This is a genomic window from Pedobacter humicola (assembly GCF_056490705.1).
This window is the reverse complement of sequence record NZ_JBWJIG010000001.1, coordinates 142,863-155,285: the sequence shown is the minus strand read 5'-3', so window position 1 is coordinate 155,285 and position 12,423 is coordinate 142,863. Positions and strand designations below refer to the sequence as shown.

General features: G+C 41.2%; 13 protein-coding genes. 7 read left to right on the top strand and 6 right to left on the bottom strand.

The annotated features are described in order from the left end of the window. Positions 1–3: 3 nt before the first annotated feature. The gene (locus AC04Q1_RS00705; RefSeq protein ID WP_478360866.1) at positions 4–558 is read right to left on the bottom strand and encodes a YciE/YciF ferroxidase family protein; all 555 of its coding nucleotides are present in this window, start codon (positions 556–558) and stop codon (positions 4–6) included. Between the two features lie 301 nt (positions 559–859). Here AC04Q1_RS00705 and AC04Q1_RS00700 point away from each other — a divergent pair, with 301 nt between their 5' ends. Continuing rightward, on the top strand, positions 860–1,090 hold the full coding sequence (locus AC04Q1_RS00700; protein WP_478360864.1) for a hypothetical protein: 231 nt from the start codon (positions 860–862) through the stop codon (positions 1,088–1,090). 135 nt (positions 1,091–1,225) lie between these two features. Here AC04Q1_RS00700 and AC04Q1_RS00695 read toward each other — a convergent pair whose 3' ends face one another. Further along, entirely contained in the window at positions 1,226–1,606 is a 381-nt protein-coding gene (locus AC04Q1_RS00695; RefSeq protein WP_478360862.1) for a winged helix-turn-helix transcriptional regulator, read from the bottom strand. Between the two features lie 82 nt (positions 1,607–1,688). Between AC04Q1_RS00695 and AC04Q1_RS00690 the strand changes: the two genes are divergently transcribed. Beyond that, complete coding sequence (locus AC04Q1_RS00690) at positions 1,689–2,435, top strand: SDR family oxidoreductase (RefSeq protein ID WP_478360860.1); 747 nt, start codon at positions 1,689–1,691, stop codon at positions 2,433–2,435. A 138-nt stretch (positions 2,436–2,573) separates the two neighbouring features. Here AC04Q1_RS00690 and AC04Q1_RS00685 read toward each other — a convergent pair whose 3' ends face one another. Further along, the gene (locus AC04Q1_RS00685) at positions 2,574–3,260 is read right to left on the bottom strand and encodes a DUF2461 domain-containing protein (protein ID WP_478360858.1); all 687 of its coding nucleotides are present in this window, start codon (positions 3,258–3,260) and stop codon (positions 2,574–2,576) included. 282 nt (positions 3,261–3,542) lie between these two features. Between AC04Q1_RS00685 and AC04Q1_RS00680 the strand changes: the two genes are divergently transcribed. From AC04Q1_RS00680 to AC04Q1_RS00665, 4 genes are all read left to right on the top strand, one after another. Next, a complete protein-coding gene (locus AC04Q1_RS00680) occupies positions 3,543–4,319 on the top strand; it encodes a helix-turn-helix domain-containing protein (RefSeq protein WP_478360856.1) in 777 nt (258 codons plus the stop codon). 84 nt (positions 4,320–4,403) lie between these two features. Next, positions 4,404–5,030, top strand: a complete 627-nt coding sequence (locus AC04Q1_RS00675; RefSeq protein ID WP_478360855.1) for an NAD(P)-dependent oxidoreductase — start codon at positions 4,404–4,406, stop codon at positions 5,028–5,030. Between the two features lie 509 nt (positions 5,031–5,539). Then, positions 5,540–6,058: an RNA polymerase sigma factor gene (locus AC04Q1_RS00670; RefSeq protein WP_478360853.1), complete on the top strand. Its 519-nt coding sequence runs from the start codon at positions 5,540–5,542 to the stop codon at positions 6,056–6,058. A gap of 386 nt (positions 6,059–6,444) precedes the next feature. Then, entirely contained in the window at positions 6,445–8,817 is a 2,373-nt protein-coding gene (locus AC04Q1_RS00665) for a YfhO family protein (protein WP_478360851.1), read from the top strand. Between the two features lie 149 nt (positions 8,818–8,966). Here the strand turns inward: AC04Q1_RS00665 and AC04Q1_RS00660 are convergent, their stop codons facing one another. From AC04Q1_RS00660 to AC04Q1_RS00650, 3 genes are all read right to left on the bottom strand, one after another. Next, positions 8,967–9,728 (bottom strand): hypothetical protein, encoded by a 762-nt coding sequence (locus AC04Q1_RS00660; protein ID WP_478360849.1) that lies wholly within the window; start codon positions 9,726–9,728, stop codon positions 8,967–8,969. A 2-nt stretch (positions 9,729–9,730) separates the two neighbouring features. Beyond that, entirely contained in the window at positions 9,731–10,141 is a 411-nt protein-coding gene (locus AC04Q1_RS00655) for an ABA4-like family protein (RefSeq protein WP_478360847.1), read from the bottom strand. A gap of 231 nt (positions 10,142–10,372) precedes the next feature. Then, positions 10,373–10,981 (bottom strand): Crp/Fnr family transcriptional regulator, encoded by a 609-nt coding sequence (locus AC04Q1_RS00650; protein ID WP_478360845.1) that lies wholly within the window; start codon positions 10,979–10,981, stop codon positions 10,373–10,375. Between the two features lie 206 nt (positions 10,982–11,187). Here AC04Q1_RS00650 and map point away from each other — a divergent pair, with 206 nt between their 5' ends. After that, positions 11,188–11,988: a type I methionyl aminopeptidase gene (map, locus tag AC04Q1_RS00645; RefSeq protein ID WP_478360842.1), complete on the top strand. Its 801-nt coding sequence runs from the start codon at positions 11,188–11,190 to the stop codon at positions 11,986–11,988. Positions 11,989–12,423: the final 435 nt, after the last annotated feature.

Sequence of the window (12,423 nt, the reverse complement as noted above, 5' to 3'; positions counted from 1 at the left end):
CTTTTAAGCTTCTTCAGCTGCTTTATAATTGATTTCGTTTTCTGCTATATCGGTCAGTTTGCTATCGGCGAGTTTTTCTTCAGCAAGTGTTTGTTCTAAAATATCGGCTATTTCGGTTAACCCGAGTGTAGTGGCCAATTGAAAAAGACCACCATAACTGGCAATCTCATAATGCTCTACCTTTTGTGAGGCAAGGATAATCCCAACATCGCGGGTGGCCGTACCTGGTTCCGTTTCTTCAACAATTCCTTCAGCTTCCTTGCTGAGCCCTTCCATGGCATCGCACTTTTTAGCAATGGCTTTTTCTCCCAATAGCTCAAACACTTGTTCTAACCGGGTAACATGACCTTTAGTTTCCGCTAAATGTGAGGTGATCGCGTTTTTAAGTTCAGGTGCAGTAGCTGCTGAAATCATTTTAGGCAGTGCCTTTACCAAATGGTTTTCGGCCCAATAAAGATCAGCAATGGCATCTTTGAAAAGTTCGTGCAAAGCAGGTGCATCCTGTGCTGTAGTTTTAGTTGCGAATTTTGGATCGCCACCAGTTTCATTTTTTTTCATGGTATTATGCTGTTAGTTATAGTGTAGTTACAACCCATAATTTTAGCTTAAGGTTTTGCCTTTTTACCGATAGTACGATAAAGCGTATTTATCTCGGTAAAAAATCCAAATCAAACTGGATTATCAACCAGATTGAATTGTTCTGAAAAAGATGAAAATCTTTCGCACAATATAAAATACTCATTTACAACACCATGTAAAGGCAATGATGCAATTTTGTTTAAAACCTGCTATTTGTTAAAAAAATAAATAAAACAATTGCATACAATATTGACTTATACCCAACATCAAAGCCATATATATGAAAAATACCGATACTCAGATCAGCACAGACCTTCAAAAGTTTATCGAAAAGTTTGAGCCAAATAAATTTAAAATGCTGGCCCGCGGAATTGAAATCCGTGGCAATAACGATGTGCACAGGAGTATAACTTTTGCAAAAGAATTAATCGAACGCATGAAATTAAAACTAACGGTACACCACTCTGCCGAAATGGCCATGTATGGTGGTTTCGAAGTGGTGAATAGTTAATTGAGTTGGAAGGCGGAAGTCGACTGACCAGGTAGAGTTAGGAGTTTAGCATTGGGTGTCCGGTTTCAATTAACCGATTTAACCAAGCCGCATTAGGGGTTTGGCGCTTTGCGTTGGGAGTCGATTACCAATCAACTACTCCTTCCCCTTCAATCTTTTCCTGTGCGCTTTCCCCCATTTGATCATTTCGAGTATAATATCTCCGAACGATCTGCAATAATCGGTAGAAGTGTATTCGATGCTCACGGGCGTGTCGTCAATCACCGTTCTTTTGATCAGTTGATTTGCCGTCATCTCTTTTAATTCTTTCGAAAGCATTCGTGTAGTGATGCCCGGGATACTCCTTTCAATATCCCTGAATCGTTTATTGCCGTTACAGATCGAATTGATAATCGGCAGCTTCCATTTTCCGCCTAAAACATACAATGTATCTTGTAAAGCCTGTATTTCTTCTTGCTGATTGCGGGGATTAGAAAGCACTTCTACTGCCATCTGGTTTATTTTTGCTGTTTCCATACCTGGTATACTCTGTTATACTACTTACAAAAGTATACCAATATCTCCATACTTTTGCCTGTATAAAATATTTTTTTTTATCATGAACAATTTAACAGGAAAAGTAGCGCTGGTTACCGGCGGAAATAGCGGTATTGGCTACGCCACCGCAAAAGAATTAAAAGAACAGGGTGCAGAAGTCATTATTACCGGCAGAAGAAAAGATGCCATCGAAAAAGCTGCCGCGGAACTTGGTGTTACAGGCTTTGTGGCCGACCAAAGTCAGATTGCAGCCATTGAGGCACTTGCCAGTGATGTAGATAAAACCTTTGGTAAAATCGACATCCTATTTATTAATGCGGGAGTAGTTGAACAGAGCAGCATTGCAGATGCCACTGAAAAAATCTTTGACACCATTTTTGATATCAATTTTAAAGGGGCTTATTTTACCCTGAGCAAATTCATCCCATTATTGAACGATGGCGGATCTGTAGTATTTCTATCTTCAAATACCGCAAGTATGGATTTCGCAAACAGTTCCATCTATTCTTCAAGCAAAGCTGCACTCAACTCCATTATGCGTATTGCAGCGGTTGAACTGGCGCCACGCCAGATCCGTGTAAACAGTGTTAGCCCGGGACCAACAGCTACAGAGATTATGAATAAGAAAGGATTGAACCAAGAGCAGCTTGCAGAATTGAACAAATGGATGATCGACCGCATTCCGCTTAAAAAAATCGGAAAAGCTGAAAATGTAGCCAAGATGGTCGCATTCTTCTGTGCTGATGCAGCTAATTTTATTACAGGTGCAGAGGTAGTGATGGATGGCGGAATGAGCCTGAAGGTTTAAGTAAACAATATGAAGGCACGGGTATATTGAACTGGTGCCTTCTGTTTTTACTGTCTCAGTGATCAATTGACAGTTCAGAGTCCTGAATTGATAGTCCAGAGTCAATTAACCAGGCAAATGAACTATTGAACCAAAAAACTATTCCCCATTCGCATCACCAGTCAACACACTACTCATGTAATCAAAAAACGGACGCATATCCCTAAAGGCCTGCCCCATTTGCTGGACAAAATTATCACTCACTACAGCCTCATCATCAAATCTTTTAACCAGCAGGAATTGCTTAAAACGCAAAAGATCGATATCTGGATGTTCGGCTTCGAAACCTTTTGGCGTAGTTTTCAATTGTTCGCCAGCTAAACTACCAAAAGCAGATACAAAATCTTTGCTGCTTAAAATATCGCGCAAGGGTTGCGCGTCAAAAGCAATATCGTCCCTAATCAGCTTCAGGTCTGCAGGAGATGGACCCCAAAATCCACCACCAACAAAGCTGTTTCCTTTTTCAATATGGAAATAATAGCCACCACGCCTGCTTTTACCTGCCCGTTTAAAACTTCCACTCCAATGTGTTTTATAGGGTGTTTTATCCAACGAAAAGCGTGTATCGCGATAAATGCGGTATAAACTTTTCTTGCCCGATGGGGTTTCAATTACATCATGCAAATTCAACTCGGTTAATAAAGCTGAGGCAAAATCTTCGACATTTGCCTGTTCGGATAAAAATTCGGATTTACGCTCGTTAAACCATTCGCGGTTGTTGTTCTTCTTCAATTTCTCCAAAAAATCGATACTGGAACGCTGTATTTTTATAGGGGTAGCCGGCATTTGGTAACTTTTTTTTATAGGTATTCTGGCTTCAAAGATAACAGCTGCACAAAAGAGATTATCCATACTGGAGTAATAAAGTTAAATTAATAATTAACGCCCGCTATCACCAACCGCTAATTCAACAACTTAGTTATTTCATCATTCTCCATCCTTTTTTCACCGCCTTAGTTACCTGAGCACGTCCAGGCAAATTGCCCCTTCCTTCAATCATTTTTGTTTAAAAAATCAATTAAGCTTAATTTACACAAAAATTGAAGCAGGAAACCAGAAGGTTATAACATGAATTTTCAAAGTGTAGTGCCAAATATGGATATATCGCTTTTTGTGAAGGATATATTGGTATTCGAGAATACGGATACCACTGTAAAAACATGTCTACCGTTTTTTGCCGATGGCTACCCCGGACTGATGTTCCATCAAACTCCGGCAGGACTGGTTGTTAATCCGCACCAAAAGCTGATGCCAACCCTTTTTCTATATGGACAAACCTTAAAACCGATCGAATTGGAGATGAACGGTGCTTACCGCATCATTGTTTTTCAACTCTATCCTTTTCTATTGAAAGGCTTTTTTAATATCACGCCTGATAGCATTAACGACAACTGTTACGATTTAACCGAATTAAAGGATTTTGATGTAAACGCTTTCTCTGCCATATTGCTTTCCTTAACCGACACCCATCAGCGGGTTGAATGTCTCAGTCACTTTTTATTACAGTTATTTATCCTGAAAAAGCAGAAGCTCGATTATAAGATTCTTCAGGTCATCAAATCCATCATTAAAGAAAAAGGCACTGAAAACATCAATGATATCGCCAAATCCCATCACATCAATAGCCGTACACTCGAGCGTCGTTTTTTTGCCGAAACAGGTCTTTCGCCCAAGCAATTCGCCAAAATAATTCAGTTTCAATCTTCATTAGAACAGCTGAACTATAAAGATTTTACCAAACTTACCGATATCGTTTATGAAAATGGTTTTTCCGATCAGTCGCATTTCATAAAGGTATTTAAGGCCTATACGGGGAAAACACCAAATGCTTTTATCAGACAGTAAAATTAGTTCAACTGTCGTTTTTTTTCTATTCTGCCTCCCTGCTCCTCACGACATTTGTTTGTATAAACTTTAAATCATATACAAATGAAACTAGTTATTTTCGGAGCCACAGGAAGCGTAGGCATCCATCTTGTAAAAAATGCATTGGCCAAAGGCCATCAGGTAACAGCTTTTAGCCGCAGTGCCGGTAAACTTCAGACCTTAAAACACGAGAATCTAAACATTTTCGAAGGCGATCTCATGGACAGCGAGGCTGTAACCGTAGCCATCACCAATCAGGACGCCGTTTTGTGCGCCATCGGAGATGGACGAGCGGGCAAAGTAAGGGCCATCGGTACTAAACACATCATCGAAGGCATGAAAAAAGCCAATGTGAAAAGACTGATCTGCCAAACTACCCTCGGTTTGGGCAGCAGTGCAGGTAATTTAGATTTTGTGTGGAAATACATCATGTTTGGCTTTTTCTTAAAGAAAGCATTTAAGGATCACGAGGTTCAGGAACAATATCTCTTCGGGTGCGACCGTGATTATACCATTGTGAGACCAAGTGCCTTTACGGATGGCGAAATCACTAAACAATACATAGTGGGGTTTGATGGAAGCTATAAGAATCTGAGTCTTAAAATCAGCAGAGCCGATGTAGCCGATTTTATGATTGATCAGCTGGCCAACCCTCAGGGAATAAAAAAAGCGATCAGTATTTCCAACTAAACCATCATTAAAACAAACTCATGCCTCAGGAGGTGCTGTTTACCACGAAAACACCCTGAAGCATGAGTTATTATTCTTTTCTTACTTATGACAATCAGTCATTCTCTCATTTTTTCACCACCTTAGTTACCTGAGCACATCTGAGGCGATCGCCCCATTCAATTATCATTCAACACCTCCATCAGACCTCATACATTTCACATCTCCTTTTTTCACCACCTTAGCCATCTAAGTTCATCTGAGAAGATCGACCCATTCAATAACTCAATCATTCTCTCATTTAATCATATACATCTACACTCATCCGTTTTCCATCATCCATCTTACATCTCACATCCTTTCTCCCCCGTAGAAATACTGTATTTTCTTTTTTTCAGAAAAATATTTAAACCAAATCTATCTTATGTTGTTAATCCGTTCAATATCCCTAATCATATAGGATCTAACCTTGAAATAACATTAGATCCGGCGTACTGAATTGATTTAAAAAGGCCCTAATTAAGAAAACGATGAATCAAAATGAATTCAGCTTAGCTGCAAACACGCATGCGTCAGCACTTCATTCGCATGCCATGCAATTTACCAAAGATCCCGATGAGGCGAAAGATCTGGTACAGGATACGCTGCTTAAAGGCATCCGCTTCTGTCATAATTTCGATCAGGGCACCAACATTAAGGGTTGGCTCTATGTGATTATGCGGAATACCTTTATCAATAACTACCGCTCGAACAAGAAGCGAAGTGAAATGGTAACAACCGAAGAGGAAATTTCGAGTGCACAGCTTCTCAAAAGTTCTTCCCGCAATGCTTCCGAATCAGGTTTTGTCATCAGCGACATCCAGCGGGCATTAAACAGTATACCACCTGCTTTTAGCATCCCCTTTCAAAGGTATTTTGAAGGATATAAATACCACGAAATTGCCGAAGAGCTCGATATCCCGTTGGGAACTGTAAAAACACGTATCCACCAGGCCCGTCTCGAACTCAAAAAATACCTCAAAAACTACCGGGGCAATTACCACTTTTAAATCACAACGCATTAGGATCACAGCAAAGATGATTTAGCTCATCGTTGTGGGCTAAAATTAGTTATGCTATCATTTGGATGCCTTATAGCGTGATTTTTAAGCGTTCTGCTAGCTTCCGTTAATCAATCCCGGAATATAATGTTCATTTTAAATCAATATTTAAGCCTAAAGGCCTTGAATGAATTTTGACGCTTTTTTTTTAAAAAAAATGCGCTCAGCAGTTCATCTTACTTTTTACATCATCCTCCATTCTCGGTTGAAAATCATATTTTTATCCCTGAAACATTCCCATCATGATGAAAAACTGGTTTAGCAAGAATTCTACACACTTCCTCATTGTATTTTTACTTTCCGTTATTTGCTTTCTTTTTTTTAGTCCATCGTTTATGGGCAAAACCCTCGGACAAAATGATGTCACCAGGGCACAATCCACGCAGACGGAAATTAACCGCTACAAAGAAAAAGGAGAAACTATTTTATGGACCAACCAGATCCATGGCGGGATGCCCACCTTTCAAATCTGGGCACCCTATCCGGCCAACATCACCACCTGGGCGGTTAAGGTAATTAGCTATGCCCTGCCAGCGCCAACTGGAATTTTCATGATCCTTTTACTCGGTGCCTATTTGCTTTTTTGTGTGCTCAAAATCAACCCATGGCTATCTTTTGCAGGTGCACTCGCGTTCGGATTCTCTTCTTATAATATTATTCTCATAGGTGCAGGCCACTCCAATCAGATCTTCGCCATTGCTTTTTTTGCCCCGGTTATCGCTGGTATTATCCTTATTTTCAGAAAAGAATACCTTATGGGTACGATTCTGCTCAGTACCTTCCTGGCCATGGAAATCAGGGCCAACCATATCCAAATGACCTATTACCTCCTGCTGGCGATCCTGCTTTTTGTGCTGATAGAATGTTATAAAGCCATCAAAGAAAAAACGGTTCCTGTATTTTTTAAATCTGTTGGTTTTTCTGCCGCTGCTGCCATACTGGCGATTTTAGTGAATATTTCTTCGCTATGGAGCACTTACGAATATGGTAAAGAAACTATCCGTGGCAATTCTGAACTCAGCCCCTCCACCACGAAAAAAACAACCGGCTTACCCCGTGATTATGCTTATGAGTGGAGTCAGGGTGTGGGCGAATGCATTACCTTTTTAATCCCGAATGCTTACGGTGGCAGCTCAAGACCCAGCACCAGTCCTGAATCTAACCTTGTTAAATCGCTTAAAACCCTGGGGGCTGATGATAGCCAGGCTTTAGGCATTGCACAAAGTATGCCCGCACTCTATTGGGGCGAAAAACCCTTTACCGAAGGCTCCTTTTATTTCGGTGCCATTATTGTATTGTTCTTTGTACTTGGCCTTTTCATTGTAAAATCGAGCATCAAATGGTGGCTCTTATCAGTGATCATCCTGACCATGTTGTTGTCCTTTGGTAAAAACTGGCCATACCTTTCCGATCTGTTTTTTTATCATGTACCGCTATACAATAAATTTCGAGCGGTAGAATCGATCCTCGCCGTGGCAGGACTTTGTTTTCCGATGCTGGCCATCCTAACGCTACAGGAAATCATCATCAACAGTAACAAAAAACTTTTGCTCAAAAAAACACTGCTGGCTTTTTACATTACCGCTGGTTTTACACTCTTAATCGCTGTGGTGCCTACCCTGTTTCTATCTTTCAAAAGTGCAAACCATAACGAAATGCTTAACCAGATTGCTACGGCTTTTAAAATCGGTGCCCCTGAAGCCAACACCATCGGAAATGCGTTGGTTGAAGACCGGAAATCGCTTGCACAAAGCGATGCCATCAGAAGCCTGGCTTATATCATTGCCGCATTTGCATTGCTTTGGTTTTACCTGAAAGATAAACTTAGCCTGACTATTTTCCCCATTGCCATCGCCTTGATCGTATTGATTGATCTGTATACGGTTGATAAACGTTATGTGAATAAAGATAGCTTTGTGGCCAAATCCATCACCAACACACCCGAGCCCAGGGCCGTCGACTTAGAAATATGGAAAGACCGCGATATCAACTATAAAGTAATTGATCTTACCAAAGATATCTTGAGCGATGCCACTACCCCTTATTTCCACAAATCGATAGGTGGATATTCTGCAGTGCGCTTAAAAAAATTCAACGAGATTGTTGAAATACAGTTTGCCAAGGGCGTTAATCCCAATATTCTGGGCATGCTGAATACGAAATACATCATTACCAGCGATTCTACCCAGCAGTTGCGTGCCATGGCCAATCCTGCGGCCTGCGGTAACGCCTGGTTTGTAAACAACCTCACTTTTGTAAAAAGTGCAGATGCAGAAATGAATGCCTTAAGCACTTTGGATCCCAGGAAGGAGGTGATTGTTAACGAAAAATTCAGCAGCCTGATCAACAAAGCAAGCATTAACAATGCCTTACCCAACGGGCAGATCAAACTGACCAGCTACTCGCCCGACACCCTGGTTTACGAAAGTAATTCGCCACAGGCCAATACCGCTGTATTCTCCGAAATTTACTACAACAAAGGCTGGAAAATGTTTATTGATGGAATTGAAAAGCCCTATTTCAGTGTCAATTACATTTTAAGAGGTGCACAAATAGCCGCCGGGAAGCATAAAATTGAATTTATTTTTCATCCGGCTTCTTATTATGTGGGCGAAAAAATCTCATTCGCCGCATCCCTGCTGTTGGTTCTGCTGATCGGCGCTGGCTTGTATGTGAACTTTAGTCGGGCGCGGAGCGAAAGGCGGTAAGCGTTAGGCGTTTAGGGTTGAGGGATTAGCGCTACCTGTCCTGATTGCGGCAGATGCGCACACCATCCCAATCGGCCACGAGTGGACAAACACAGATTAAATATTCCATCTGTGTTTATCCTTTTATCTGTGGTTAATTATTCTATAAATTAAAACAACGGCCTACCCAACATCGCGTTATAAAACAGCAATGAGATCAACACAAAATATAGCAACGAAAAAACAATAACTGGCCTTGCCGTTTTTACTTTGGTGAGCAACACAAACAAAGGCACAATCTGTAAAGCATGCAGTCCCATAAAATGGGCAATGCGCAAATCACCTGCTATCGTACTCCAGTTAAACAACGGAATCCCCGGACCGCCATCTGCCGCACCAACCGTATGGGCCAGTCGCGAAGCCATAATCCCACCCTCTAGAGCAAAAACAGCAGCCATGATAATACCCAAACGCATTGCCCACAATAAAGCAGGACTGATATCGACAGCCTTTACCTTAAAAAATACAATCCCCATATACAACGCAAATAAAGTTTGCGAAACAATTACGATCCCCATTGATGCAAACACCAAAGCATTCGCACCTGAAACATTATAATGCGACAATTCACCTCTCGCTGCCTGCGTAGCAATGGCGATCATCTCAAAAGTCATGGCGAAGACCGTAAAATTCGCAAAGCGTTTTTTTAAACGCACATATGGGAAGTATTGCAAAAACAGTGGCCAGGTTAAACAATAAATGGCGATGGAAATGGCAAATTTGATCGGTTTAATCCAAAGGTTTATGCCCATCAGTTGCCGGTGATCGAACAATGTGATAAGCAACATCAGCGCCATTAGAACCAAATGACCTATACCGCAGTAGTATAAAGCAGGACTAGCAGTCTTAATCCTTGTGAATAAAGTTTTCATCACTATGATTTAATTTTTTGGATAATCAGATAAAGTAAATAACCACAAGGGCCGAACATAAAGGTGAGTAGTAAACAAGGGATCACAAGCCAATGTGAAACACTTTTATCCTGTGCCGATTTTATAATGGAGAACCCGATCAGCAGATCAAAAGCGAGATAATGTACCCAACCCGCCAGGAGCAGATGATCATTATTGAAAAGTGTGCGCAGCTCCTGTATCGATCCGAATCCGCCTCCCTGAATATTAAAGAAACCCGTAATATAAACCACGTAAACAAGAGATAATACTAATGGAACCACAGGATAGCGAATTAACCATTGTGTTACCTTCCATTTCGGCGCAAGGATTAACAATAACCACTGCATGGCCGCTAATGTGCTAACCACCGAAAAAACCTGTGCTGTATTCATATAAAAAAATTTTTAATCCTTTACCTGATACAAAACTGAAAATAATCATTAAAGCTAAAAATGCTCTTAGGTTAAAAAGCACAAGAGATTAGTTAACATAGGTGAAGCGTTGAGCGTTTGGAGACAATTAAGCAGTTTCCAATTGGCGGTTTACAGCTGACAGTTAACCAGGATGAGCTTGGCGTTTGAAATAGACTATTTGCGAAAACAAGTGAACCAATGACCAATCAACTATTTCCTCGCCACTTTAGCCCTAATCCTGCTCAGGCTTTGAGGCTGGATGCCAAGATACGACGCAATTAAATGCTGGGGAAGTCTTTCCAGAATATGAGGCTGATTCGTCAATAAATCTAAATACCGGTCTTCAGCCGATTGCAGGAGTAAGGTGCGTTTACTTTTTGCCGTTTCCACGAATAAATTTTCGGCGATAATGCGACCGAACCTTTCAAAACGCTGACTGTGCGAATACAAGGCCTGCATATCTGCATAACTGAGTGTAAACAGTTCACAATCCTCCAATGCTTCGATAAAAGAATCGGAAGGCGCCTGCAGCAAAAAACTCTCATAATCCCCGATCCATTCGCCCTCGAAGGCGAAACCTAAGGTATGGTCACCCTTCTCGTTGCGCGTAAAAACCCGCATCCCACCCTTGTACACAATCACCATGCTCCTGCAAACCTGACCTTCGGATAAGTAGAAACCATACTTTTTCAAACTTACCGGCTTAAGCCTTTGCATAAACAAAAAAAGCTCTTCATCCGTAAAATCGACTACTTTAGTTAAGGATTGTGTAATGATTTCGTACATACCTGCTTTAGGAATTAAACCCAAATTTAGCATATATTTTTATGTTTAGCAGTTAATGCTTAGCGGCTATTAACCTTATTTCGATTAACATTTATACGTTGTGCATCATGATTAGACTTTTTACCTAACGCGCGATCGCCACGCTTAACTTCTTCCAACAAATAACCTTTAAACCCTCCCTCATCCATTTTCCAACATCCATCTTCCATACTAACTATTCTTTTACTAAATTTGCAGCAATGATTTTTTACAAAACCAACGAAGAAGTAGAACTGATGCAGATCAGCGCCCTACTCGTGAGCGATACACTGGCAGAAGTAGCCAAAATATTAAAACCTGGCATTACCACATTGGCCATTGATAAACTGGCCAACGAATATATATTAGATAACGGTGCTATCCCGTCGTTTTATAACTTTAACGGATTTCCCTTCCATATCATCACCTCAGTAAACGATGTAGTGGTACATGGCTTTCCAAATAAAGATGAGCTAAAAGACGGCGATATTATTTCGGTTGACGTAGGTACCATCAAAAATGGCTTTCATGGCGACCATGCCTATACCTTTATTATTGGTGAAGTTTCACCAGAGATATTAAAACTCGTAAAAACCACCAAAGAGTCCCTTTTTCTGGGCATCAAAGAAGCTGTTGTAGGGAAACGCATCGGCGATATCGGCGCAGCCATCCAAAGTCATAACGAAAAACAAGGTTATGGTGTTGTGAGGGATCTGGTAGGTCATGGCCTGGGCAAAGACATGCACGAAGACCCACAGGTACCAAATTACGGCCGCAAAGGCAATGGTTTGTTATTAAGGGAGAACCTGGTTATGGCCATAGAGCCTATGATCAATATGGGTAAAAAAGAAGTTTTCCTCGACGACGACGGCTGGACCATCAGAACTGCAGACGGAAGTCCATCAGTGCATTTCGAACACGATGTATGCGTTAAAAAAGGAGAAGCACTTATCCTCTCCAACTATGCACCCATCGAAGCCGCCGAAAAGCAAAACAGCAACCTCAATACTTCGTATTTCTAAAATAAATATAGTCACAGCGCAAGTTGTGGCTTTGTTGCTTTTGTATGTTTTCTCTTTTAACCACGGAGTACGCAGAGAAAAGGCACAGAGGGCACAGAGCCCCTATCCGCCTGTCGGCACCTTTCCCCTGGAAGGGAAAGGGTTCAAAGAGTAGTTAGTGAATCCTGCAATTAGTCGCATGCGATCTGCTCTTCAACTTCGGACCTCTGACTCCCGACTTTTCCTTTTTTAACCACAGAGGCCACAGAGAAAAGGTTCGGAGCCCCTATTCAAAATGGTCCTCGTTTATAACGAGGATCAGCGAGTTGTGCATTTGTAATGCACAAGTAAATAATTAATGGCGATAAAATCGCCTTTCTCATTCATCCTCGTTATAAACGAGGACGATAAAGGGCACACAGCCCATATCCGCCTGTCGGCACCATTCCTCTGAAA

Excerpts from the sequence above, each read along its gene's own strand:
- AC04Q1_RS00695 (WP_478360862.1), bottom strand. The coding sequence starts at position 1,606 with ATGGAAACAGCAAAAATAAACCAGATGGCAGTAGAAGTGCTTTCTAAT.
- AC04Q1_RS00705 (WP_478360866.1), bottom strand. The coding sequence starts at position 558 with ATGAAAAAAAATGAAACTGGTGGCGATCCAAAATTCGCAACTAAAACT.
- AC04Q1_RS00650 (WP_478360845.1), bottom strand. The coding sequence starts at position 10,981 with ATGCTAAATTTGGGTTTAATTCCTAAAGCAGGTATGTACGAAATCATT.
- map (WP_478360842.1), top strand. The coding sequence starts at position 11,188 with ATGATTTTTTACAAAACCAACGAAGAAGTAGAACTGATGCAGATCAGC.
- AC04Q1_RS00665 (WP_478360851.1), top strand. The coding sequence starts at position 6,445 with ATGGGCAAAACCCTCGGACAAAATGATGTCACCAGGGCACAATCCACG.
- AC04Q1_RS00700 (WP_478360864.1), top strand. The coding sequence starts at position 860 with ATGAAAAATACCGATACTCAGATCAGCACAGACCTTCAAAAGTTTATC.
- AC04Q1_RS00675 (WP_478360855.1), top strand. The coding sequence starts at position 4,404 with ATGAAACTAGTTATTTTCGGAGCCACAGGAAGCGTAGGCATCCATCTT.
- AC04Q1_RS00685 (WP_478360858.1), bottom strand. The coding sequence starts at position 3,260 with ATGCCGGCTACCCCTATAAAAATACAGCGTTCCAGTATCGATTTTTTG.
- AC04Q1_RS00670 (WP_478360853.1), top strand. The coding sequence starts at position 5,540 with ATGAATCAAAATGAATTCAGCTTAGCTGCAAACACGCATGCGTCAGCA.
- AC04Q1_RS00690 (WP_478360860.1), top strand. The coding sequence starts at position 1,689 with ATGAACAATTTAACAGGAAAAGTAGCGCTGGTTACCGGCGGAAATAGC.
- AC04Q1_RS00680 (WP_478360856.1), top strand. The coding sequence starts at position 3,543 with ATGAATTTTCAAAGTGTAGTGCCAAATATGGATATATCGCTTTTTGTG.
- AC04Q1_RS00660 (WP_478360849.1), bottom strand. The coding sequence starts at position 9,728 with ATGAAAACTTTATTCACAAGGATTAAGACTGCTAGTCCTGCTTTATAC.
- AC04Q1_RS00655 (WP_478360847.1), bottom strand. The coding sequence starts at position 10,141 with ATGAATACAGCACAGGTTTTTTCGGTGGTTAGCACATTAGCGGCCATG.